The 23,632-nt window shown below is 72.9% G+C and carries 21 protein-coding genes and 1 riboswitch; of the genes, 11 read left to right on the forward strand and 10 right to left on the reverse strand.

The window, feature by feature from the left end; all coding sequences use genetic code 11:
- From ABD299_RS24615 to ABD299_RS24630, 4 genes are all read left to right on the forward strand, one after another.
- Positions 1-773 (forward strand): ABC transporter permease (locus ABD299_RS24615; RefSeq protein WP_344266896.1); only part of this gene is annotated, 773 nt, incomplete at its 5' end.
- Positions 774-816: 43 nt separating this feature from the next.
- Positions 817-2,046 (forward strand): cytochrome P450, encoded by a 1,230-nt coding sequence (locus ABD299_RS24620; protein WP_344266899.1) that lies wholly within the window; start codon positions 817-819, stop codon positions 2,044-2,046.
- Between the two features lie 79 nt (positions 2,047-2,125).
- Positions 2,126-2,344: an MbtH family protein gene (locus ABD299_RS24625; protein WP_344266902.1), complete on the forward strand. Its 219-nt coding sequence runs from the start codon at positions 2,126-2,128 to the stop codon at positions 2,342-2,344.
- A gap of 15 nt (positions 2,345-2,359) precedes the next feature.
- Complete coding sequence (locus ABD299_RS24630) at positions 2,360-3,313, forward strand: ATP-binding cassette domain-containing protein (protein ID WP_344266905.1); 954 nt, start codon at positions 2,360-2,362, stop codon at positions 3,311-3,313.
- A gap of 16 nt (positions 3,314-3,329) precedes the next feature.
- Here ABD299_RS24630 and ABD299_RS24635 read toward each other — a convergent pair whose 3' ends face one another.
- A complete protein-coding gene (locus tag ABD299_RS24635) occupies positions 3,330-4,430 on the reverse strand; it encodes a carboxylate-amine ligase (protein WP_344266908.1) in 1,101 nt (366 codons plus the stop codon).
- Positions 4,431-4,578: 148 nt separating this feature from the next.
- Here ABD299_RS24635 and ABD299_RS24640 point away from each other — a divergent pair, with 148 nt between their 5' ends.
- On the forward strand, positions 4,579-4,812 hold the full coding sequence (locus tag ABD299_RS24640) for a hypothetical protein (protein WP_344266911.1): 234 nt from the start codon (positions 4,579-4,581) through the stop codon (positions 4,810-4,812).
- A 231-nt stretch (positions 4,813-5,043) separates the two neighbouring features.
- Here ABD299_RS24640 and ABD299_RS24645 read toward each other — a convergent pair whose 3' ends face one another.
- Positions 5,044-5,607 carry a TetR/AcrR family transcriptional regulator gene (locus ABD299_RS24645; RefSeq protein WP_344266914.1) on the reverse strand — a complete coding sequence of 188 codons (564 nt, stop codon included), beginning with the start codon at positions 5,605-5,607 and terminating at the stop codon, positions 5,044-5,046.
- Positions 5,608-5,787: 180 nt separating this feature from the next.
- On the opposite strand from ABD299_RS24645, the gene ABD299_RS24650 reads away from it, so the two are divergent.
- On the forward strand, positions 5,788-6,552 hold the full coding sequence (locus ABD299_RS24650; protein ID WP_344266917.1) for an SDR family NAD(P)-dependent oxidoreductase: 765 nt from the start codon (positions 5,788-5,790) through the stop codon (positions 6,550-6,552).
- 66 nt (positions 6,553-6,618) lie between these two features.
- On the opposite strand, the gene katG is transcribed toward ABD299_RS24650, so the two are convergent.
- Complete coding sequence (katG, locus tag ABD299_RS24655; RefSeq protein WP_344266920.1) at positions 6,619-8,850, reverse strand: catalase/peroxidase HPI; 2,232 nt, start codon at positions 8,848-8,850, stop codon at positions 6,619-6,621.
- Positions 8,851-9,186: 336 nt separating this feature from the next.
- Between katG and ABD299_RS24660 the strand changes: the two genes are divergently transcribed.
- From ABD299_RS24660 to cobM, 3 genes are all read left to right on the forward strand, one after another.
- Positions 9,187-9,597 (forward strand): Fur family transcriptional regulator, encoded by a 411-nt coding sequence (locus ABD299_RS24660; RefSeq protein ID WP_344266923.1) that lies wholly within the window; start codon positions 9,187-9,189, stop codon positions 9,595-9,597.
- A 103-nt stretch (positions 9,598-9,700) separates the two neighbouring features.
- Complete coding sequence (gene cbiE / locus ABD299_RS24665) at positions 9,701-10,969, forward strand: precorrin-6y C5,15-methyltransferase (decarboxylating) subunit CbiE (protein ID WP_344266925.1); 1,269 nt, start codon at positions 9,701-9,703, stop codon at positions 10,967-10,969.
- A complete protein-coding gene (gene cobM, locus ABD299_RS24670; protein ID WP_344266928.1) occupies positions 10,966-11,715 on the forward strand; it encodes a precorrin-4 C(11)-methyltransferase in 750 nt (249 codons plus the stop codon). The genes cbiE and cobM overlap by 4 nt, the downstream gene beginning before the upstream one ends.
- Positions 11,716-11,807: 92 nt before the next feature.
- Here cobM and ABD299_RS24675 read toward each other — a convergent pair whose 3' ends face one another.
- Positions 11,808-12,944, reverse strand: coding sequence for a cobalt-precorrin-5B (C(1))-methyltransferase (locus ABD299_RS24675; protein WP_344266931.1), 1,137 nt, complete (start codon positions 12,942-12,944; stop codon positions 11,808-11,810).
- Between the two features lie 18 nt (positions 12,945-12,962).
- Here ABD299_RS24675 and ABD299_RS24680 point away from each other — a divergent pair, with 18 nt between their 5' ends.
- Positions 12,963-13,706, forward strand: coding sequence for a cobalt-precorrin-6A reductase (locus ABD299_RS24680; RefSeq protein WP_344266934.1), 744 nt, complete (start codon positions 12,963-12,965; stop codon positions 13,704-13,706).
- 43 nt (positions 13,707-13,749) lie between these two features.
- On the opposite strand, the gene ABD299_RS24685 is transcribed toward ABD299_RS24680, so the two are convergent.
- Genes ABD299_RS24685 through ABD299_RS24695 form a run of 3 tightly spaced genes read right to left on the reverse strand, consistent with a single transcriptional unit; the run spans position 13,750 to position 17,204 of the window.
- Positions 13,750-15,237 carry a precorrin-2 C(20)-methyltransferase gene (locus tag ABD299_RS24685; protein ID WP_344266937.1) on the reverse strand — a complete coding sequence of 496 codons (1,488 nt, stop codon included), beginning with the start codon at positions 15,235-15,237 and terminating at the stop codon, positions 13,750-13,752.
- Positions 15,234-15,866, reverse strand: a complete 633-nt coding sequence (locus ABD299_RS24690; protein WP_344266940.1) for a precorrin-8X methylmutase — start codon at positions 15,864-15,866, stop codon at positions 15,234-15,236. Before ABD299_RS24690 ends, ABD299_RS24685 begins: the two co-directional genes overlap by 4 nt.
- Before the next feature lie 33 nt (positions 15,867-15,899).
- On the reverse strand, positions 15,900-17,204 hold the full coding sequence (locus ABD299_RS24695) for a cobalamin biosynthesis protein CobG (RefSeq protein ID WP_344266943.1): 1,305 nt from the start codon (positions 17,202-17,204) through the stop codon (positions 15,900-15,902).
- Positions 17,205-17,298: 94 nt separating this feature from the next.
- Positions 17,299-17,395, forward strand: a riboswitch (cobalamin riboswitch).
- An 82-nt stretch (positions 17,396-17,477) separates the two neighbouring features.
- Between ABD299_RS24695 and cobN the strand changes: the two genes are divergently transcribed.
- The gene (cobN, locus tag ABD299_RS24700; protein ID WP_344266946.1) at positions 17,478-21,068 is read left to right on the forward strand and encodes a cobaltochelatase subunit CobN; all 3,591 of its coding nucleotides are present in this window, start codon (positions 17,478-17,480) and stop codon (positions 21,066-21,068) included.
- A gap of 42 nt (positions 21,069-21,110) precedes the next feature.
- Here cobN and ABD299_RS24705 read toward each other — a convergent pair whose 3' ends face one another.
- From ABD299_RS24705 to ABD299_RS24715, 3 genes are all read right to left on the reverse strand, one after another.
- Positions 21,111-21,605, reverse strand: coding sequence for a nuclear transport factor 2 family protein (locus ABD299_RS24705; RefSeq protein WP_344266949.1), 495 nt, complete (start codon positions 21,603-21,605; stop codon positions 21,111-21,113).
- 149 nt (positions 21,606-21,754) lie between these two features.
- Positions 21,755-22,054 carry a hypothetical protein gene (locus tag ABD299_RS24710; protein WP_344266952.1) on the reverse strand — a complete coding sequence of 100 codons (300 nt, stop codon included), beginning with the start codon at positions 22,052-22,054 and terminating at the stop codon, positions 21,755-21,757.
- A gap of 291 nt (positions 22,055-22,345) precedes the next feature.
- The gene (locus ABD299_RS24715; RefSeq protein WP_344266955.1) at positions 22,346-23,122 is read right to left on the reverse strand and encodes an NADase-type glycan-binding domain-containing protein; all 777 of its coding nucleotides are present in this window, start codon (positions 23,120-23,122) and stop codon (positions 22,346-22,348) included.
- Between the last annotated feature and the right edge of the window lie 510 nt (positions 23,123-23,632).

Here is a 23,632-nt window from a genome sequence, read left to right on the forward strand (position 1 = left end):
GGGGGGGGGGGGGGGGGGGGGGGGGGCGCCGGCTCCGCCGGCTCCGCCGGGCGCCCGGTCGCCTGATCGGCATCATCATGAACCCACTCGTCTCGCTGGTCGTGCTCGGGTATCTGTTCCAGGGCTCGTTGTCGATCTCCGGCGGAGGAAGTTATCAGGAGTACATCTTCGCCGGTGTGGCCGCGCAGGTGGGGCTGTCGGGCATCGGGCCCACCGCGACCGCGGTGGCCATGGACCTTCGCGGGGGATTGGTGGACCGTTTCCGAAGCCTGCCGATCTCCCGGTCCTCCGTGCTGACCGGTCACACGATCGGTGATCTGGTCATCGGGCTGGTGGGATTGCTCGTCGTCACCGCTGTCGGAGTCGCGTTCGGCTGGCGACCGCAGACCGGGGTCCTGTCCGTGCTGGCCGGCTTCGCCGTCCTCGCGGTTTTCATGTACGCCATGCTCTGGGTCGGTGTGGTGCTGGGGATGTTCTCGCGGAACATGGAGACCATCAACGTCATCGCGGGTCTGGTGACCGTGCTGTTCACCTTCCTTTCCAACGCCTTTCAGTCCGTCGACCGACTGCCCGGCTGGCTGCGTCCGGTGGCCGAATGGAACCCGGTGAGCGCGGTGGTCACAGTTCTGCGGGAACTGTGGGGCAACCCCGTGGACACCGGCGCCGGCTTCCCCGCCGGCCATGCCTCGGCAGCCATCATCATCTCCCTCGGTGCGGTCTTCGCCGTGACGGTGGTGGTGAGCATGCATCGCTACCGGGCCGCGGCCTCCTGAGCTCCGATACCGGGCCACCCGGTCACACCCTTCTCCTGAAGACATGAGGAAGCTGCCTGTGAACGACACCCTCGCCCCTGGTCTCGAAAGATACGACCTGACGGATCCCCGTACCTTCATCGACAACGATGTCCAAGCGATGTGGGCCAGGTTCCGCGCGGAGCGGCCCGTGTACCTGCATCCCGCGACGCGGGGAGCGCCGCCGTTCTGGGTCGTCTCCCGCCATGCCGATGTGCACGCGGTGTACCGGGACAACAAGCGGTTCACCTCGGAGCGGGGCAATGTGCTGGCGACACTGCTCCAAGGGGAGGATTCGGCATCCCGCAAGATGCTCGCGGTCACCGACGGGCCGCGCCACCGGGCGATCCGTAATCTGATGCTCAAGTCCTTCTCCCCCCGCGTCCTGGCCCCGGTGGTCGAGGGAGTGCACCGGCGGACCCGGGAGCTGATCGCCCAGCAGGTCGGCAGCGGCGCGTTCGACTTCGTCGCCGACCTCGCCGACCACATCCCGATCCACACCATCGGAGATCTGATGGGAGTGCCGGACGGGGATCGAGAGAAGCTGGTGCACTGGAACACGATGACACTCTCCCGGACCAGTGCCGAACACGGAGAGGAGGAGGAGTGGCTGGCGCGAAACGAGATCCTCCTCTACTTCTCCGGGCTGGTGGAGGAACGCAGGAGAAGCCCGGGCGAGGACGTGATCAGTGCGCTGGCCACCGGGACCGTGGACGGGGAGCCCCTCACGGAGGAAGAGATCGTTTTCAACTGCTACAGCCTGATCCTGGGCGGTGACGAATCCAGCCGGATGTCCTCGATCGGTGCGGTGATCGCGCTGGCCGAGCACTCTGACCAGTGGCAGGCGCTCAAGGACGGCTCCGCCTGTCTGGAGCCGGCGGTGGAAGAGGTGCTGCGGTGGACCACGCCGGCCATGCACTTCGGCCGCCGGGCGCTGGCCGACGTGCGGATCGGCGACACAACGGTGCGTGCGGGAGACGTGGTGACGCTGTGGAACAGCTCGGCGAACTTCGACGAGGCTGTCTTCACCGATCCCTGCCGGTTCGACCTCACCCGTCACCCCAACAAGCACGTGGCCTTCGGTTATGGTCCGCATTTCTGCCTGGGTGCCTTTCTCGGGAGGACACACGTGGAGGCGGTGCTTGCTGCCCTGCGGGAGAAGGTCGGTCACATCGAGCTGCTGGGCCGGCCGAAGCGGCTGTACTCGAACTTCGTCAAGGGATACAGCGGCCTCCCCGTGCGCCTGGAGGCCTGAACGCACTGTCAGCCCGATGTCAGGGAGCAGCGCCACAGTCGGTATGCGGAAGCGGCGTCAAGAGAAGGCGGTACTCGGTATGACCAATCCCTTCGATGACCAGGACGGCACCTTTCTGGTGCTGGTGAACGATGAGGGTCAGTACTCCATATGGCCGACGTTCGCCCAGAACCCTCCGGGCTGGAGGGTGGCTCAGGAGGAGTCCTCCCGCGAGCAGGCCCTGGCCTACGTGGAGAAGCACTGGACGGATATGCGGCCGCGCAGTCTGCGGGAGCAAGACGCGAACCCGGTCGGCTGACCGGTGGTGCCTGCCGTGAACAGCGCAATCCGTGCCGAGGGTCTGCGCAAGCGCTACCGGGGGGTCGAGGCACTGGTCGGCATCGACCTCAGTGTGCGCGCCGGTACCGTTCTGGGGCTGCTCGGCCCCAACGGAGCGGGCAAGACCACCACCGTCCAGATCCTCACCACCCTGGTGGAGCCGGACGGCGGCTGGGCGGAGGTGGCCGGATTCGACATCGTGAAGCAGCCGCGCGAGGTCCGGCGGCGGATCGGGCTCGCCGGTCAGTACGCGGCCGTGGACGAGGTGCTGACCGGCTGGGAGAACCTCGTGCTTCTCGCCACACTGCTCCATCTCGGCCGGAGAGCGGCGCGGCGACGCGCGAGCGAACTGCTGGAGCGGTTCGAGCTGGCGGATGTCGCGCACCGTCCGGTGGGCACGTACTCGGGCGGTATGCGGCGGCGGCTGGACCTTGCCAGTTGCCTGGTCACGTCGCCGCCCGTGCTGTTCCTCGACGAGCCCACGACAGGTCTGGACCCGGTGAGCCGTGCCGCGCTGTGGTCGCTGGTGCGAGAACTGGTCCAGGAGGGGGTCACCGTCCTGCTGACGACTCAATACCTGGAGGAGGCGGACCACCTGGCCGACCAGATCGTGGTCGTGGACTCCGGGAGGATCATCGCGGACGGCACACCTGACGAACTCAAGAGCCGGGTCGGGAGCGCATGGCTCGAGATCACTGTTTCCGGCACAGCCGGCCTCGCACCGGCGCTTGAGGCCCTGCGGCCGGTCCTGATGACCGCACCCACGGTCCACGAGGAGAAGGGGCGACTGGTCGTTCAGATGGACAAAGGACTGGGCGACATCGCGGACGTCGCCTCGGCGCTGCGGGACGCCGGAGTCGAGGTCGCCGACTTCGCCATGTGCCGGCCGACCCTCGATGACGTCTTCACTCATCTCACCGGAAACACCTCGGACCGAATCCGCGGATGACGGCCCCGGAGGCCGGTCACGGAGCGGAGGTGGTCCGGGCGGCGAGGGAGCGCAGCAGGGACTGTGGGCCTCCCTCGTCCAGCAGCCGTCGCTGCAGGCAGGCCGCGGTGCCCTCGCGCAGCAGCCGTTTCACCAGGGGGAGCACCTGACGGGCGTCCCCGGCCTCCTCCAGGGCCGGAGCGATGTGGTCCGCCAGCTCGCCGGCGATCTCCGCGGCCGGGCGGGGGCGGTGGCTCCGCGGGCCGACCAGGAGCCCGCTCATGCCGTGGCATGCCGCGTGCCAGCCGGCCACGGACAGGATCTCGTGCGGCACCTCGGGCAGCGGCCGTCCTGCCTCTTCCTCGCGCAGTGCCGTGGCGACCAGGGCCCGGACGATTCCGGTGAGCATGACGGCGTCGTCCACGCGCAGCTGCACATCCGTGGCGCGTAGCTCGACGGTGGGGAAGCGCTCGGAGATCCGGGCCTGCCAGTACAGCTGGCCGCGGTCCCGGACGACGCCGGTGGCCAGAAGCTCCTCGACGCGCCGGTCGTGCTCGGCGGCGTCGTGGAACAGCGGGGGAGGCCCGCTGACCGGCCAGCGGCTGAAGACCACGGTGCGCCAGCTGGCGAAACCGGTATCGGCTCCCTCCCACAGGGGGGAATTGGCCGACATCGCGGTGAGCAGGGGCAGCCACGGCCGCAGCCGGCTCAGCACCCGCACCGCCGCGTCGCGCCCGGGCACCGCCGCGTGCACGTGCATGCCGCAGATCAGCTGCTCGTCCACCAGCCGCGGAGCCTCGGTGTGCATCGCGCGGTAGCGGGGGGAGTCGGTGACGGGGGAGGGGGAGGCGGACAGGACGGGCGCGGATCCGGAGGCGACGATCCGGCATCCGGCCTCCTCCGCCGCGGCGCCGAGCGAGTGACGCAGGCGCAGCAGATGCCCGCCGACCTCCTCCAGGGTCCCGCAGACCGGTGTGGCGGTCTCCACCTGCGTCTGCAGCAGTTCCGGCTGGATCTCCCAGTTGTCCAGAGCGGGCTGCAGGCCGGCCACCGCCCGCACCTTCTCCGCCCGTGGCACCGGCAGCCCGCTGTCCGGATCCAGAAGAAGGAACTCCTCCTCCACCCCGATGGTGATCATGGCGTGCTCCTCGGTGCGGGACGCGGTGTGTTTTCCGTCCGCTGCGCCGGTCTCCCGTGGTGCCGGTGCAGCTGTCTCCCCCTGCGGGGTGGTCCCCTGCACGTGCCCCCGGCAGCATTCACCAAACACCTGTCCGAACAGTAACGGGATGTATGGAACAGTGGCGAAGGGTGGGAAACCGGACGCCGCCCCACGGTGTACACCGCACGACCGGCCCGGCTCACCCCCGCTGACCACCCTGGCCGGCCCGTCCGGGGAAACCGGCCGCACGGCGGTGGACATGCTGCTGGGTCTGAGAGGCCAGGACGGCAGCCGCCCGCAGCGTGGCGAAGTGGTGCTGCCCTCCCATCCGGCCCCCGGTCCGGCTGTCCGCCTGTGGTGAGTGCGAGGGTCCTGCGATCTAGGAGTAGTTCCAGCGCAGGTAGCCGTCCTCCGGGCGTTCCTTGCAGTAGATGATCCGGCCGTTGGCGTCATGAGTGGACATGCCGCGGTGCGCCTTGGCACAGAACTGGCCAGCCTGCAGATTAACTGAGCTGTTGTCACCGGGGGAGGAGTTCGCGGGATCCCGCGCCCGGACTTCTCCTCCGGCGGGGGAGGTGAGCCCGGGACCCGGTCAGGCCAGGCCGCCGACCGCGGTCCGCAGCGCCTCGCGCATGGCGTCGGCCAGGCCCTCGGCATCGTCGTCGCTGTCGGCGGTGCGCCGGGCGTGGTACTCGACGGCGGCCCGCAGAGCACTGTTGATCATGGCCGCTCGCACGCCGACCCGCAGGTCGTCCACCGGCCGTCCGGTGGCGCGGGCCAGCGCGCCGGCGAACGCGGCCTCGGCGTCGTCGTGGGCCTGCAGCCAGACCGCGCGCAGCCCCGGTTCGCGCTGGGCCAGGCGCACCAGGGCGAGTACGGTGGGAAGATCCGTGACGGCCTCGTCGGTGGCGTGCCACACCTCGTCGACGATCCCGCTCACATCGTCGCCGGGGCGCCAGTCCTCCAAGGCGCGCGCCATGAGACCCGTACCCGTGGTGAGCAGGGGCCGGACGCAGCTCTCCTTGCCGGACGAGTAGCGCCAGAAGGTGCGCAGCGAGACCCCGGCCTCGACGGCGATGTCCTCGACCGATGTGCCGGCCACTCCGCGTTCGGAGAACAGACGGACGGCGGCACGCGCGATCTCGTTCCTCGTCACGGCTCTGCGTCGTTCGCTCAGCGGCGGCCGGCCGGTGCGCGGGGCAGTGCCCGCCGCTCTTCTGTCGCTCGGCACCCCATCTCCTCCCGTTCGCGTGGTCTACGGTAGAGGCGGCGGACTTATTGGCACGACATGCCATCCTGGCGCAGTGTGCCAGAGGCTACGGCAGGAGTGAGTGGAATGAGCGGCAGCGGACTCGACAGCAGCAGCGTGATCGTCACAGGCGGGGGCGCCGGGATCGGGCGCGCGACCGCCCTGAAGTTCGCGGCCGAGGGGGCGCGGGTGGTGGTGGCCGACCTGGACGCCGAGGGCGCGCGCACGGTGGTGGAGGAGATCACCGCCGCGGGGGGCACCGCGGTGGCGGTGGTGGGGGACCTGAGCGAGCAGACGGTCGTCGGGGAGGTCGTCGCGAAGGCGCTGGACGCCTTCGGGGGCGTGGACGTCCTGGTCAACAATGCCGGGATCATGGACGCCATGACCGCGCCGGCCGACGTCACGGACGCCGAGTGGGAGCGGGTGATCCGGATCAACCTGACGGCGCCGTTCCGGCTGACCCGCGCGGTGCTGCCGCACATGCTGGAACGCGGGAAGGGCGCGATCGTCAACGTCGGCTCGGAGGCGAGCCTGCGGGGCAGCGCCGCGGGCGCCGCTTACACGGCCTCCAAGCACGGCATCGTGGGCCTGACCAAGTCTCTCGCCGTGATGTACCGCACGTCCGGCATCCGGGCCAACGCCGTGGCGCCCGGAGGAACCAGGACGGCCATCACGTCCGGCCTCGGGTTCGAAGGGCACGGTCCCGACACCCTCATGCCCCTCATGGGCAACATCGGCCGCCTCGCCGAGCCCGAGGAGCAGGCGGCGGTGATCGTGTTCCTCGCCTCGGACGCGGCGAGCAGCATCAACGGCGCGGTGATCGCGGTCGACGACGGCTGGTCCGCCGTCTGAGAACCGTCGCCGGGCGAATCGCCGGAGGTCCGGGCCGGCCGCGGAGGCCGGCCCGGACCCGCTGCGTCAGGCGAGGTCGAACCGGTCCAGGTTCATGACCTTGTCCCACGCGGCGACGAAGTCCTGCACGAACTTCTCCTTCGCGTCATCGCTCGCGTAGACCTCCGCGAGCGCGCGCAGCTCCGAGTTCGACCCGAAGACGAGGTCGGCCCGGGTGCCGGTCCACTTGACCTCGCCCGTGGCCGCGTCGCGGCCCTCGAACGCGGTGGCGTCCTCGGAGGTGGCCTTCCACGTCGTGCCCAGGTCGAGCAGGTTGACGAAGAAGTCGTTGGTCAGCTTCCCCGGGGTGCCGGTGAACACCCCGTGCGGCGACTGCTGCGTGTTCGCGCCCAGCACCCGCAGACCGCCCACCAGGACCGTCATCTCCGGGGCGCTCAGGGTCAGCAGGTTCGCCCGGTCCAGCAGCAGGTACTCCGCCGGCAGCCGGCTGCCCTTGCCGAGGTAGTTGCGGAACCCGTCGGCGGACGGCTCCAGGGCGGCGAACGACTCCACGTCGGTCTGTTCCTGCGAGGCGTCCACACGGCCCGGCGTGAAGGGAACCCGGATGTCGTGCCCGGCATCATGGGCGGCCTTCTCGACGGCGGCGCAGCCGGCGAGCACGATCAGATCGGCGAGCGAGACCCGCTTGTTGCCGGTCTGTGCGGAGTTGAACGACTCCTGCACCCCTTCCAGGGTGCTCAGCACCGTCGCGAGCTGCTCGGGGTCGTTGACCTCCCAGGCGCGCTGCGGCTCCAGGCGGATGCGCGCGCCGTTGGCGCCGCCGCGCATGTCGCTGCCGCGGTAGGAGGAGGCCGACGCCCACGCGGCGGACACCAGCTGCGGCACCGTCAGGCCCGAGGCGAGGACCTGCTCCTTCAAGGAGGCGATGTCCTGGTCGTCGACGGGCTCGTGGGTCGCCTCGGGAAGCGGGTCCTGCCAGATCAGCGTCTCGGAGGGGACCTCGGGGCCCAGGTAGCGCGCGATCGGGCCCATGTCGCGGTGGGTCAGCTTGAACCACGCGCGGGCGAAGGCGTCCGCGAACTCCTGGGGGTTCTCCAGGAAGCGCCGCGAGATCTGCTCGTAGACCGGGTCGAACCGCAGCGAGAGGTCGGTCGTCAGCATGGTCGGGGCATGCGTCTTCGACGGGTCGTGGGCGTCGGGCACGGTCCCCGCCCCGGCGCCGTCCTTCGGCCGCCACTGGTGCGCGCCGGCCGGGCTCTTGAACAGCTCCCACTCGTAGGCGAACAGTGTCTCGAAGAAGGTGTTGTCCCACGCCACCGGGGTGGGCGTCCAGATGCCCTCCAGGCCACTGGTGATCGTGTCGCCGCCCTTGCCGGTGCCGAAGGAGTTCCTCCAGCCCATGCCCTGCTCCTCCAGGGAGGCGGCCTCGGGGTCCGGTCCGACGTTGTCGGCCGGGCCCGCGCCATGGGTCTTGCCGAAGGTGTGGCCGCCGGCGATGAGCGCGACCGTCTCCTCGTCGTTCATCGCCATCCGGCGGAACGTCTCACGGATGTCGCGGGCGGCGGCGATCGGGTCCGGGTTGCTGTTCGGGCCCTCGGGGTTGACGTAGATGAGGCCCATCTGGACGGCGCCCAGCGGGTTCTCCAGTTCCCGGTCCCCGCTGTAGCGCCCGTCCTCCAGCCAGGTGGTCTCCGGGCCCCAGTAGACGTCCTCCTCGGGCTCCCAGACGTCCTCACGGCCGCCGGCGAAGCCGAACGTCTCGAAGCCCATCGACTCCAGGGCGACGTTTCCGGCCAGGATCATCAGGTCGGCCCAGGACAGCGACTGGCCGTACTTCTTCTTGACCGGCCACAGCAGACGACGGGCCTTGTCGAGGTTGGCGTTGTCCGGCCAGCTGTTGAGGGGGGCGAAGCGCTGCTGCCCGGCCCCGGCGCCGCCGCGGCCGTCGCTGATGCGGTAGGTGCCCGCGCTGTGCCACGCCATCCGGACGATGAAGGGGCCGTAGTGGCCGAAGTCGGCCGGCCACCAGTCCTGCGAGGTCGTCAGCACCTCCGCGATGTCCCGCTTGACGGCCGGGAGGTCGAGGGAGGAGAACGCCTCGGCGTAGTCGAAATCCTCACCGAGGGGGTTGGCCACGGCGGGGTTCTTGGCGAGGATCTTCAGGTTGAGCCGGTCCGGCCACCACTGGCGGTTTCCGCCGCCCTGTGTCGGGTGCGGGGCGCGCCCGTGCGCGACGGGGCAGCCGCCCTGCTCCTCCGTCTTCGGGTCTACGACGATCGCGTCGTGGTTCTCTGTCATGGGAATCCTTCCGGCCCAGGCGGATCACGCTGCTCGGCAACTGCGGATGGTGGAACGGCCGGGACACCGGGCCCCGGTGGTGTGCCCCGGCCCCGGCAGCGCGACGTGGCCGGCCCGCACCCGCCCTCCCGCACCGCAGGAGTCCTCGGGCCGGCCCATCACGTCCGCGTGTCTGCCGCGCCGGGGTCTTCTTCCGACCCTTGGCTATCGCCGGAGCTGATCCTACAATGGACTCAGTCCAAGTCAAGATGGGCCCCAAGCCCCTGTCCGATCGGTCCCGGATGCCCGCCGTCCCGGCGCGCCGGGGCCCCGCCTTGACCGAATGGGTGAACCGACATGAGTGACCTGCTGGAACGACTGCGGGAGCGTGGCTGGCGGATGACCTCCCAGCGCCGTGTCATCGCCGAGGTCCTCGACGGTGACCACGTCCACCTCACGGCCGACGAAGTGCACGTCCGTGCGACACGGCGACTGCCGGAGATCTCCCGGGCGACGGTCTACAACACCCTGGGGGAACTGGTGTCCCTCGGCGAAGTCATCGAGGTTTCCACGGACGGCCGGGCCAAGCGCTACGACCCCAACGCGCACCGGCCGCACCAGCACCTGGTCTGCTCCGGCTGCGGCACCGTCCGCGACGTCCACCCCACCGGCAACCCGGTGGCGGACCTTCCCGCGGAGGAACGGTTCGGCTTCACGGTCTCCGAGGCCGAGATCACCTACCGGGGGCTGTGCCCCTCCTGCACCTGACCGGCGCCCGCGGGAAACCGGCCGGGCGCACCCGGGCGCAGGCGCACCGGTCACCGCCCAGTAGAGTGCGCCTGTTGCCCCTGAATCACGAGGTACCCGCGCAGTGACCCCCGCCCGACCAGCAACGCCCGCCGCCGTGACCGTGGTCGGGATCGGGGCCGACGGCTGGGAAGGACTCCCCGGCGCCTCACGCACCGCGCTGCGCGAGGCCGAGGTCCTGATCGGAGCACCGCGCCAGCTGGAGCTGCTGACGGCGGAGTGCGCGGGGGAGCGGATCGCCTGGCCCTCGCCGCTGCGCCCGGCCGTTCCCGCCCTGCTCACCGCGCACTCCGGCCGCCGGATCGCCGTACTGGCCAGCGGGGACCCCATGTTCTACGGCATCGGACGCGCCGTCGCCGAGCAGGCCGGCGCCGCCCCCCGCGTCCTCCCGCACCCCTCCTCCGTCTCCTACGCCGCCGCCCGCCTGGGCTGGCCGCAGGAGGAGACCGAGGTCGTCACACTCGTCGGCCGGCCCGCCGCCCGGCTCGCCGCCGCCCTGCACGAGGGCCGGCGCCTCCTCGTCCTCGGCCCGGACGCCGCGGCCCCCGCCGCGATCGCCGCGCTGCTGCGCGACCGCGGCTTCGGCCCGAGCCGGATGCGGGTCCTCGAACAGCTCGGCGGACCCGCCGAACGCGTGAGTGCCGTCACCTCCGCCGACGACTGGCGGGACCCGCCCGGCGATCCCCTCAACCTCGTCGCCGTCGAATGCCGCCGCGCCCCGGACGCCCTGCGGCTCGGCGCCGTACCGGGCCTCCCGGACGAGGCCTACGAACACGACGGCCAGCTCACCAAGCGGCACGTCCGCGCCGCCACACTCGGTGCGCTCGCCCCCGGGCCCGGTGAACTGCTGTGGGACATCGGTGGCGGCTCGGGTTCGGTCGCCATCGAATGGATGCGCACCCACCCCTCGTGCCGCGCGGTCACCGTGGAACGTGATCCCCGGAGGGCCGAGCGCATCGCCCGCAACGCCGGCCGGCTCGGTGTGCCCGGACTGCGGGTCGTCACCGGTGCCGCCCCCGCCGCACTGGCCGGACTGCCGTCCCCCGACGCCGTGTTCATCGGCGGCGGGCTGACCGCGCCAGGCCTGCTGGACGCCTGCTGGCAGGCCCTGCCCGACGGGGGGCGGCTGGTGGCCAACACCGTGACGCTGGAGTCGGAGGCGGTGCTGGCAGGCGGCCACCGGCGGTACGGCGGCGACCTGGTGCGGCTCGCGGTGGCCCATGCCGCGCCAGTGGGCGGTTTCACCGGGTGGCGGCAGGCGATGCCGGTCACCCAGTGGGCCGTGCAGAAGACGTCCCCGAAGCCGGACAACCTCACAGGAGCAGACAGATGACCGTGTACTTCATCGGTGCCGGGCCGGGTGCCGCCGACCTGATCACGGTGCGTGGCGCGCGCACGCTCGCCGCCTGCCGGGTCTGTCTGTACGCGGGCAGCCTGGTGCCGCGCGAACTGCTGGCCGAGTGCCCCCCGGACGCCAAGCTGGTGGACACCGCGCAGCTCAACCTCGACGAGATCACCGCCGAGCTGGTCCGTGCCCACGAGGAGGGCCACGACGTGGCCCGGCTGCACTCCGGTGACCCGTCGGTGTTCAGCGCGGTGGCCGAGCAGATGCGCCGGCTGGACGCGGCCGGAGTGCCGTACGAGGTGGTTCCGGGGGTCCCGGCCTTCGCCGCCGCGGCCGCGTCCCTCAAGCGTGAACTGACCGTGCCGGCCGTCGGGCAGACGGTGATCCTCACCCGGGTCGCCCAGCGGGCGACCGCCATGCCCGAGGGCGAGGACCTGGCGACCCTCGGCCGCAGCGGCGCGCTGATCGTGCTGCACCTGGCGGCCCGGTACGTGGACCGGGTGGCCGGCGAACTGCTGCCGCACTACGGCGCCGACTGCCCCGCCGCGGTCGTCGCCTATGCCTCCCGCCCGGACGAAGTGATCATCCGCGGCACGCTCGACACCATCGCCGGGCAGGTGAAGGAGGCCGGGGTGGTGCGGACCGCCGTGATCATGGTCGGCCGCACACTGGGCGCGCGGGAGTTCCGCGACAGCCACCTCTACTCCCCGGAGCGGGAGCGCCATGCCTGCTGAGCCGGAGCCGGTGCCGTCCACGGGCGCCGCCGCACCGGACACCGGGCAGCCCGCGCCGTGATTCCCGCGCGGCTCGGGACGCGGCGGCCCGGTCAGGCCACCGCACTGCGGCCCACCACCGCGCCCGCCCGGTCGATGCACATCACGTCGACGGCGACCGGTGCCCCGCGCAGCACCGCCAGGGCCCGGTCGCGGGCGGCCGTGGCGACCAGGTCACCGAGCGGCACCCCGGCGGACATGCACAACTGCAGTGCGCCGAGGCCGGTGTTGGCGGCGGCCACCTCGGCGGCCAGCGCCTCGTCCGCGCCGGCGCGCCCGGCCAGCCCGGCCAGGAAGCCCTTGTCCACCTGGGAGCGGGCGGAGTGCAGGTCCAGGTGGCCGGCAGCCAGTTTGGACAGCTTGGCGAAGCCGCCGCAGACGGTCAGGCGGGGAACCGGGTGGCGCCGGATGTACTTGAGGACCGCGCCCGCGAAGTCGCCCATGTCGAGCAGGGCGTTCTCGGGGAGCCGGTACTCGGCCACCACCGTCCGCTCCGAGGTCGCGCCGGTGCACCCGGCGACATGGGTCCGCCCCGCCGCCCGGGCCACATCGACCCCCCGCCTGATCGAGTCGATCCACGCCGAGCAGGAGTACGGCACCACGACCCCCGTGGTGCCGAGGATGGACAGGCCGCCGAGAATGCCCAGCCGCGGGTTCCACGTCGAGCGTGCGATCTCCTCGCCGTCGTCGACGGACACGGTGATCTCCACGTCACCGCTGCCGCCGCACAGTGCGGCGACCCGGGCGACGTGCTCGCGCATCATCTGCCGGGGCACCGGGTTGACGGCCGGCTCGCCGACGGGCAGGGGGAGTCCGGGCCGGGTGACCGTCCCGACCCCGGGGCCGGCCCGGAAGACCACGCCGGCCCCGGCGGGCAGCCGCCGCACCGTGGACCGCACCAGCGCCCCGTGCGTGACGTCCGGGTCGTCGCCCGCGTCCTTCACGACCCCCGCCGTCGCGGACGTCCCCGTCAGTTCCTCGGTGGCCAGCGCGAACGCCGGGGCCTGCCCCCTGGGCAGCGTGATCGTCACCGGGTCGGGGAACTCCCCGGTCAGCAGGGCGGTGTACGCCGCCGTGGTGGCCGCCGTCGCACACGCCCCGGTGGTCCAGCCCGGCCGCAGGCCACTGCGCTCCAGCTGGGCACCGCGGCCGCCCTTCGCCCGCTGGGCCTGGGGTGTTTCGCTGCTCATGAACGGATCCGGACTCCCATGCGCGTACTGATACTCGGCGGGACCATGGAAGCCCGCCTGCTGGCCGGAATGCTGCACGGCACACCGGGCCTGGAACTGACCAGTTCGCTGGCCGGCCGGGTCGCCGGGCCCCGGCTGCCGTCGGGCGAGGTGCGCATCGGAGGTTTCGGCGGGACGGAAGGGCTGACCGCGTGGCTGCGCGAACACCGGACCGACGCTCTCATCGACGCCACCCACCCTTTCGCCGGGACGATCAGTTTTCATGCCGCACGGGCGGCCGCCACCGCCCATGTTCCCCTGCTCGCCCTGCGGCGCCCCGGCTGGGTGCCCGTCGAGGGTGACGACTGGCACCGGGCCGACTCCCTGCCGGACGCCGCACGGCTGCTGCCCGCACTCGGCCGGCGGGTCTTCCTCACCACCGGACGCACCGGCCTGGCCGCATTCGCCGGCCTGGACGACCTGTGGTTCCTCGTGCGAGCGGTGGAGGAGCCGCGGACCGCGCACCCGGCCCGTATGACGCTGCTGCTCGACCGCGGCCCCTTCACCCTGGAGGGGGAACGCGAGCTGCTGCGCCGCCACCGCGTCGACGTGCTCGTCACCAAGGACAGCGGGGGAGCCGCCACCGCGCCGAAGCTGACCGCCGCGCGCGAGGCCGCTCTGCCCGTGATCGTCGTCCGCCGGCCCCCGGTCCCCGGCGGCATCCCGGTCGTGCCGGGACCGGAGGAGGCAGCCGACTGGATCAGGGCGCGGCTGGAGGGCTGACCGACGGGAGGGGCCCCGGCGGGGCGGCAGAGCCCCGCCCCGCTCACGCCCCCGGGTACCGGCGCGGCGTCCAGACGGTCTCCTCGCCGTTGCCCCGCCGCACGGCCCGCGTCTGCGAGGAGCCGACCAGCAGGATCGTGCGCATGTCCACCTCGGCAGGGTCCAGGTCGGCCAGCCGCACGGTCCGCACACTCTCGCCGCTGCCGCCCACGTCCCGCGCCACCACCACGGGGGTGTCCGGCGCCCGGTGCTCCAGCAGCAGCTCCCGGGCCTTGCCCACCTGCCAGGTGCGGCTGCGCGACCCCGGGTTGTACAGAGCCAGCACCAGGTCCGCCGAGGCCGCCGCGCGCAGCCGCGTGGCGATGACCTCCCACGGCTTGAGCCGGTCGGACAGGGAGACGGCCGCCCAGTCGTGCCCGAGCGGGGCGCCCGCGCGGGCGGCGGCGGCACTGGCGGCGGTCACGCCCGGAAGCACCCGCACCGGCACGTCCAGGTACTCCGGCTGCGAGGCGACCTCCAGCACGGCCGTGGCCATGGCGAAGATGCCCGGATCCCCGCCGGAGACCACCGCGACCCGCCGCCCGCGCCGGGCCAGGTCCAGGGCGAACGCGGCACGCTCCGACTCCACCCGGTTGTCCGAGCCGTGCCGGCGCTGACCCGGGCGACGCGGCACGCGGTCCAGGTAGGTGGTGTAACCGACCAGATCGTCGGCCGAGGCGAGGGCCCCCCGCGTCTCGGGCGTCAGCCACAGCGGACCGGCGGGCCCGGTGCCGACCACGACCACCTCGCCCCGCTCCCGCGCCGGCCGTCCGGCGCCCGCCCGGCTCGGCAGGACGGCCACCGAGAAGTACGGCACGGACTCCGCGTCCACCTCCGCCAGGCCGCCGACCCGCTCCCCGGCCATGGTGGCCCGCTCGACGTACCGCGCCTCGTCCAGCCGTCCCGAACTTTGCAGCGCCTGCCGGACCTTGGGAAAGGTCCGGCCCAGCTTCATCACCACGGCCGCGTCCGTGGAGGCGAGCCGGGCCGTCAGTTCCTCCTCGGGCAGCGTCCCCGGCAGGATGGTCAGCACCTCCTCGCCCTCGGCCAGCGGGGCACCCAGCCGGGCAGCCGCGGCCGACACGGAGGTGACCCCGGGAACGACCTCGGTGTCGTAGCTCCCGGCGAGCCGCTTGTGCATGTGCATGTAGGAGCCGTAGAACAGCGGATCGCCCTCGGCGAGGACGGCGACGGTGCGCCCCGCGTCCAGGTGGGCGGCCAGCCGGGCCGCCGCCTCGGTGTAGAACTCCTCGATCGCTCCCTGGTAGCCGCCCGGGTGGTCGGTGGTCTCCGTCGTCACCGGGTAGACCAGCCGCTCCTCGATGTGGTCCTCCCGGATGTGCCCGGCCGCGATCGAGCGGGCGATGGACCGGCCGTGCCGGGCACTGTGGTAGGCGATCACATCGGCCGAGGCGATGACCTCGACCGCCCGTACCGTCATCAGGGAGGGGTCGCCGGGACCGAGCCCCACCCCGTACAGTTTGCCGCTCACTCTTCCTCACTCGCGATCGCGTTGAGCGCGGCGGCGGCCATGGCGCTGCCCCCGCGGCGGCCGCGCACCACCAGGTGCTCCAGCCCGGACGGGTGCCCGGCGAGGGCGTCCTTGGACTCCGCGGCGCCGATGAATCCGACCGGGACGCCGATGACGGCCGCCGGCCGCGGCGCGCCCTCCTCGATCATCTCCAGCAGCCGGAAGAGCGCGGTGGGCGCGTTGCCGACGGCGACCACGGCTCCCTGCAGACGGTCCCGCCACAGCTCCAGCGCGGCGGCGCTGCGCGTGGTGCCGAGCCGGTCCGCCAGCGCCGGGACGGACGGGTCGGAGAGCGTGCACACCACGTCGTTCCCGGCGGGCAGCCTCTTGCGGGTCACGCCGCTGGCCACCATGTGGACGTCGCACAGGATGGGTGCGCCGGCCCGCAGGGCCTCGCGGGCCCGCGCCACCACCTCGGGCGAACAGGCCAGGTCCCGCACGAGGTCAACCATCCCGCAGGCGTGGATCATCCGGACCGCGACCTGGCGGACCCCGGCGGGCAGGGCCGCGAGGTCCGCCTCCGCGCGGATGGTGGCGAAGGACTGGCGGTAGATGGCCGCGCCGTCCTTTTCGTAGTCGTACGTGGTCACGGTGGTTCTCGCTGCTCTCGGTCGGGATCCGGTTCAGGGGGTGATCTCCGCCAGGGCGGCGGCAAGACGTGAGGGGTCGTCCAGGAAGGTGCTGTGTGCCGCTCCGTCCGGCCCGGTAGTGGAGAGCCGGTAGCCGCCGCCCGGCACGGCGACGGCATCGATCCGGTCGCCCGGCGGCCGGCCGCAGCGGCGCTCGCATCCGGACCAGTACAGGGGCGGGCCCTGGGCGGGGACCGCGCCCAGAGCCCTTGCCGCGTCCTTCCGCACGTCGGCCAGGGACCGGGCGCAGCCGGGCCGGCCGATGCAGGCGCCGACCCGCAGCCAGGGGGAGCCGGGACCGGTGACCAGACCGGCGGCCAGGAGCCGGCCGAGCCATTCGGCCACCCGCTTCGACCCCATGCCCGCGGTGGGCACGACGACGCCGCGCCACGGGGTGAGGCGCAGTTCGCCGGCCGGCGCCAGCGACGCCAGACGCGTCAGTTCCCGCCACTGGAGAGCCGTGAGGCGTCCGAGCGGAGCGTGCACCGCGACGGCGGCGGCCTCGCCCACGACGCCCGGCGACGGCCCCCCGGCAGCGCCCGGTCGGCCGGCGTCCCGGACCGCGACGGCGATCCCGCCCGCCGTCAGTGCCTCCCGCACCCGGGCCGGCAACTCGGTTCCGCAGGAAAAAAGTTCGTCCACACGCCAGACCTGTGTACCGCTCGCTCCGGCCAGGTCCACAAAGATCTCCGCGGCCACCAGCGCCGCGCGGGAGGCCTCCTGACCGGGTATCAGCCAAGCCTCGCCCGAGCGGCCCAGGCCGAGCAGCGCGCCGCCGCCGGAGACCGCCCGCACCGTCACGTCGGCACCGAGCCCGGCCACGTCACCGCGGCCGTCGTCGAGCGCGAACAGGAAACGCCCCGACAGCGCCCGTGCCTTCCGGCTCCGGCACAACGCCTCGTCGAGAGCCGTCAGCCAGGGCCGGACGTCGCGGTAGCCGCGTCCGTCGAGACCGGACAGCGGCGAGGCGACGATGTTGCGCACCCGCTCGTGCGCACGCGAGGGAAGAAGCCCGGCCGCCTCCAGCAGCCCGGCCAGCTCGGCCCCGCACCCGTCCCGCAGCCCCCGCAGCTGCACGTTCCCGCGCGAGGTCAGATGCAGCTCACCGTCGCCCAGCCGCAGCGCCGCCTCCGCGAGCGCCTCCGCCCGGCCGGCCGTCAGCACACCACCGGGAACCCGGACGCGGGCCAGCGCGCCGTCGTCCGCGGCGTGCAGCCGCAGCGACCCCGGGCAGGCGTCACCACGGTTCCGGCCGGCCGGTGCGGCCGGGGGCGAGGAAGAGCGGGGAGCCGTGGACATGGCCGCGAGCATACCCACGGCCTTCTGCACGAGTATGCCCCGCCCCGGCAGGGCGTCCCTTACCATTCCTCATGGCGGACCAGCCGGTCCGCAGTCGCCCTCACCGGCGACAGGGGAGGAAGCCCGGTGTGAATCCGGCGCGGTCCCGCCACTGTGATCCCGCTCTCAAGGGCTGGGTGAGCCAGGAACTCCCTTCCGGGCTCCCGGCTGCGCTGCGGCAGGGGGCCACCATCACTGCCCGGGGCGCGGACCCCGAGGAAGGCCCTGCGTCCCATGATTCTTCTGCTGTCGACGTCCGACACCGATCTGCTCAGCGCCCGATCGGCCGGTGGCCCGGTGCCCTACCGGTTCGCCAACCCGTCCCGGCTCGCCGCGGAAGACCTCCCGGCCCTTCTCGACGGCGTCGATCTGGTCGTCGTGCGCCTCCTCGGCGGCATCCGGGCTTGGCAGGACGGCCTCGACCTGTTGCTCGCCGACGGCCGCCCCGTGGTCGTCCTGACCGGTGAACAGGCCCCGGACGCCCAGCTCATGGCCGCCTCCACCGTTCCCGTCGGCATCGCCGCCGAGGCTCATGCCTATCTCGCCCACGGGGGCCCGGCCAACCTGGAACACCTGGCCCGCTTCCTCTCCGACACCGTGCTGCTCACCGGCCACGGCTTCGACGCCCCCGCCCCCGCGCCCACCTGGGGCCGGCTGGAGCGCACGCCCCGCGACGGCGTCACCGGTCCGGCCGTCGCCGTGCTCTACTACCGGGCCCATCACATGAGCGGCAACACCGCCTTCGTGGACGCCCTGTGCGAGGCGATCGAGGACGCGGGCGGCCGTCCGCTCCCTCTGTACGTGGCCTCGCTGCGGGCCCCCGAGCCCGGGCTGATCGACGCCCTCCGGGCCGCCGACGTGATGATCACCACTGTTCTCGCCGCCGGCGGCACCCGCCCCGCCGAGGCGTCCGCGGGGGGCGACGACGAGAGCTGGGACGCGGGCGCGCTCACCGCCCTCGATGTGCCGATTCTCCAGGCGCTGTGCCTGACCGGCTCGCGCGCCGCCTGGGAGGACAACGACGAGGGCGTCTCCCCGCTGGACGCCGCGAGCCAGATCGCCGTGCCGGAGTTCGACGGGCGCCTGATCACCGTGCCGTTCTCCTTCAAGGAGATCGACGCCGACGGCCTTCCGGTGTACGCCGCCGACCGGGAGCGTGCCGCCCGCGTCGCGGGCATCGCCGTCCGTCAGGCCCGGCTGCGCCATGTGCCGCCCGCACACAAGCGGCTGGCGCTCGTCCTGTCCGCCTACCCGACCAAGCACTCGCGCATCGGCAACGCGGTCGGCCTGGACACCTCCGCCAGCGCGGTGGCCCTGCTGCGCCGGCTGCGGGACGAGGGGTACGACTTCGGCGACGCGGATGTCCCCGGCCTGGTCTCCGGCGACGGTGACGAGCTGATCCGGGCACTGATCGAGGCGGGCGGCCACGACCAGGACTGGCTCACCGAGGAGCAGCTGGCACGCAATCCGGTCCGCATCCCGGCGGCCGACTACCGCCGCTGGTACGCCACCCTCCCGGAGGAACTGCGCACCGCCGTCGAGGAGCACTGGGGCCCGGCACCGGGCGAGCTGTTCGTCGACCGCAGCCACAACCCCGAGGGCGACATCGTTCTCGCCGCTCTCCGCTTCGGCAACCTGCTCGTCCTCATCCAGCCCCCGCGGGGCTTCGGCCAGAACCCGATCGCGATCTACCACGACCCCGACCTGCCGCCGTCGCACCACTATCTGGCCGCCTACCGCTGGATCGCCGCCCCGGCCGAGGACGGCGGCTTCGGCGCGGACGCGATGATCCACCTCGGCAAGCACGGCAACCTGGAGTGGCTGCCGGGCAAGAACGCCGGCCTGTCCGCCGCCTGCGGCCCGGACGCCGCGCTCGGCGACCTCCCGCTCGTCTATCCCTTCCTGGTCAACGACCCCGGAGAAGGCACCCAGGCCAAACGCCGCGTCCACGCCGTGCTCGTCGACCACCTGGTCCCCCCGATGGCCCGCGCCGACTCCTACGGGGACATCGCGCGCCTGGAGCAACTCCTCGACGAGTACGCCCAGATCTCCTCCATGGACCCGGCCAAGCTCCCGGCGATCCGGGCCCAGATCTGGACCCTCATCCAGGCCGCCCGCCTCGACCACGACCTCGGCCTGGAGGACCGCCCCGACGACGACGGCTTCGACGACTTCCTCCTGCACGTCGACGGCTGGCTGTGCGAGGTCAAGGACGCCCAGATCCGTGACGGCCTGCACGTCCTGGGCAGCCCGCCGCGCGGCGCCGACCGGGTCAACCTGGTCCTCGCCATCCTCCGCGCCCGCCAGATCTGGGGCGGCACCACGGCCCTTCCCGGACTGCGCGAAGCACTCGGCCTGGACGAGTCCGCCGCGACACGCACGGGCGCGGACGAGGCCGAGGAGCGGGCCCGGACCCTGGTTCAGGCGATGGAGGACGCGGGCTGGGACCCGGCGGCCGTCCCCGCGGAGCACGGTGAGCAGGTCGCCGCGATCCTGGAGTTCGCCGCCCGCGAAGTGGTGCCGCGCCTCGCGGCCACCACCGGCGAACTCGACAACCTGGTGCACGCCCTGGCCGGCGGCTACGTCCCGGCCGGCCCCTCGGGGTCGCCGCTGCGCGGCCTGGTCAACGTCCTTCCGACGGGACGGAACTTCTACTCGGTGGACCCCAAGGCCGTTCCCTCCCGGCTCGCCTGGGAGACCGGACAGGCCCTGGCCGACTCCCTCCTGGAGCGCTACCGCACCGACAACGGGCAGTGGCCCACGTCCGTCGGCCTGTCCCTGTGGGGCACCAGCGCGATGCGCACGGCCGGGGACGACGTGGCCGAGGCGCTGGCCCTGCTCGGCATCCGCCCCGTGTGGGACGACGCGTCCCGCCGCGTGACCGGTCTGGAACCCGTCCTCCAGGAAGAACTGGGCCGCCCCCGCATCGATGTGACCCTGCGCATCTCGGGCTTCTTCCGCGACGCGTTCCCGCACACCGTGGCCCTGCTCGACGACGCCGTACGGCTGGCGGCCTCCCTGGACGAGCCGCCGGAGGCCAACCACGTCCGCGCCCACGTCCGGGCCGACATCGCGGCCCACGGTGACGAACGCAGGGCCACCACACGGATCTTCGGGTCCCGTCCCGGTACGTACGGCGCCGGGCTGCTTCAGCTGATCGACTCCCGTGACTGGCGCACCGACGCCGATCTCGCCGAGGTCTACACCGTCTGGGGAGGCTACGCCTACGGCCGGGAGCTCGACGGCCGTCCGGCCCGCGAGGAGATGGAGACGGCCTACCGGCGCATCGCCGTGGCCGCCAAGAACACGGACACCCGCGAGCACGACATCGCCGACTCCGACGACTACTTCCAGTACCACGGCGGCATGGTCGCCACCGTCCGGGCCCTGCGCGGCACGGCCCCCGAGGCGTACATCGGCGACTCCACCCGCCCCGAGACGGTCCGCACCCGCACCCTTGTCGAGGAGACCTCCCGCGTCTTCCGGGCCCGCGTGGTCAACCCCCGCTGGATCGAGGCGATGCGCCGGCACGGCTACAAGGGCGCCTTCGAACTCGCGGCGACCGTGGACTACCTGTTCGGCTACGACGCCACCACGGGCGTGGTCGCCGACTGGATGTACGACAAGCTCACCGAGACCTATGTCCTGGACCCGGACAACCGCGCGTTCCTGCAGGAGGCCAACCCCTGGGCCCTGCACGGCATCGCCGAGCGGCTGCTGGAGGCGGAGTCCCGTGGGATGTGGGCGAAGCCGGATCCCGCGGTGCTCGAAGCGCTCCGTGAGGCGTACCTGGAGACGGAGGGCGACCTGGAGGGCGATGGGTGACCAATCCGCCCCACGGACCACCGTGCCGGACGACCCGTCCGGTCATGGCCTGGCCCGGCCGGCACCGTCGTCGGCCGGCCGGATCCGCTCCGTCGCCCCACCGAACGGCACGACGAGCCTTCTTCTGGTCAGCAGCCAGGTTCCGTCCGTCCTGCGGAACGTGTCCTCGTAGTGCCCCACGTTCGCCGGGAGCCTGGCCGGCACGAGGGCCCCCTCGGTGTACCCGTCCACCCGGTAGGTCGCGAAGTACGTCGTGGCGGAGGCGGAGACGGCCGAATCCACGGTCACCAGGATGTTGGTGCACATCCGACGCGAGAGACGGTCCGCGGGACGGGCCCCGAAGTAGTCGCGCAGAGCGTCGCGGCCTTCCACGCGGCGGCCGTCATGGGCCCATTCCCAGATCCCGTCGGGGGTGAAGAGATCTGCCACCGTGCGAGGGTCTCCGAGGTCGAGCCTGCGGACGAACTCGAGGATCAGGCGTTCGACGGCCCGCTCCGCCAGCAGGCGGGCCATCGGCGTCAGCGCTTCGGCATTCATGATCGTGTCCTATCAGGACTACGCCCTCTCCCACGACCGGTTGTCCCGGGAGCAGGGCCCGGCACCTGAACCCGCGAAGAGCAAGGTCTGCCCCGTTCGGGGGCCCCGGCGTGCCGTTCCTGTCGCAGGGCAGAGTGTCCGCGAGGTATTCACGGAAGCGAGGAACGCCGTGAGACAAGCGGTGTCCGCGTTCCCGCCTCCTCCGCGGGGGTTCGCTCGTGTGCCGGCGCCTCCTCCCACTCGAAGGACGCGAGGCCGGCCGGCATCCCGCCGGGCTCGCCTCCGTGCTTCCCGGTGTCGCCGCGCCGGAGGCGCAGCAGGTTCCCGCCGAGGGTCAGGGCACCGAGCAGCAGCCCCACCAGGCACAGGAAGGCGAGGAGCAGCACCGTCAGCCCCCACAGGCCGTGGCCGGCCAGGGTGGCGACGATGCGGACCGGATCGAGGTTCATGTCCGCATGCTTCCCCCGGCGCCCTGCCGTGAGGCCTTTCGAGCCCGAAAGGGAACTCCACAGCCTTCTTACCGTGATGTCGTGGCAGGCGGGTCACCGCCGGGCGGGGACGGCCCGGGGGCCGGTTGCGGCAGCTCAGCCTGCTCCCGCGAGGCTCCCCGGGCCTTCCCTCCGAGCAACGTGCCGCTGCTTTGCGTGATCCTCAGGGCTGTGTCCGGAGCGGTGTCCCGAGCGCAGACCGGGCGTGCCCCTTCCGGCGGGCGGAGCTCCGGCGGAAGCCTGCTCGGAGCACTAGCGGCGGCCGAAGAACTCCACCTCGGCAACGGCCACGTGGCGGTCCGGTGCCGTGCCGTGCGCCTCGTCGACGGTGAGGCGGACCCCGATGATGTCCCGGCCGCTCACCTCGAAGGTCTGCTGCCCGGGCTCGTCCCGGAGCACGATCCGGTGGTCGGTCCTGTCGCCCTCGGCGTCCACCAGCGTCACGGTCAGGGCGGCGGGCCGCGCCTGGGAGAGGAACTCGTCCTGGTTGACGGAGCTGCCCGGAATCACCAGCAGGGTGTGCAGCCTCACCGGGTTCTCGAACAGCGCCTCCAGATGCTCGCCACTGCCCGGGCCGGGCACCTTGGGCGCCCAGTAGCGGTTGTGGAAGCCGTCGAAGGCGGCGCTCGCCGGATGGTCCTTGTGCTCGCTCGACGCTCCGACCTCGAGCGGGCGCAGCGCCTCCGGATCCGAGATCCGGTCCCGCAGCGCCGCGAAGCCATCCGCGATCTGTTCGCGCGCCAGCCACCCCGCGAGGAGCAGCAGCACCAGGATCAGCGGCAGCAGCAGGCGGGGGCGCCGCCGCCGCTGGCCGGGGCGGCTGCCCACCGTGAGCGAGCGGTCCGCGTCGCGCCGGAACACCCGCCGCCACCACGGCAGTTGCTGGTGCCGGTCGGCCGCCGACCGGATGGTGAGCACGGCGCCGCAGCGGCGGCACAGCGTGCGGTCGAACGGATTGCTCGCCTGGCACCGGGGACAGGGCGGCGCCAACCGCTCGCCGTGCCGCACGGGGGCCGGTGCGGTCGCCACCGGCTCGTGCTCCGGCCGGTGATCCGGACCGCCGCTTCCCGTCGTCACCGGATCGCCGGGCCGCCGGGGACGCACGGTTCCGCCCGCCTGCGGGGGCCCCGGGGGGTGTGCCGGGCGCGGGGGGACCACAGGGCCCTCGGCGCCGCTCTGTGCGGCCGGGTCCGGCAGTGGAATCCCGGGGGGTGCCGTCGGCCGCACCGGGGGAGGCGCCTGCCGTCGCGTCGCCTCCGGGCGTACCGGGCCGGGGCCACCGGTACGCGGTGGGCCCGGGTACGGCCCCGGCGCGGGGTACCGGCTGTCGGCCGGCGACCGGGGGGCCGGGACCTGGGTGGCGCCGGCCACGGGCGGCGGGTGGTCAGGCTTCGGTGGCACCTCCGGAGGCCGGGGGCCGGCCGGGCTCCTTGGTGTGCCGTCGGTCCGTCCCGGCTGCGAGACGTCACCGGCACGACCCGCGCCCTCCGGGGCGCCCGGCCCTCCGGGCAGCGCTCCGGCCCCGGCCCGGTGCGCCGG

Source organism: Streptomyces sodiiphilus, from assembly GCF_039529215.1.
In the GTDB taxonomy this organism is placed as follows: domain Bacteria; phylum Actinomycetota; class Actinomycetes; order Streptomycetales; family Streptomycetaceae; genus Streptomyces; species Streptomyces sodiiphilus.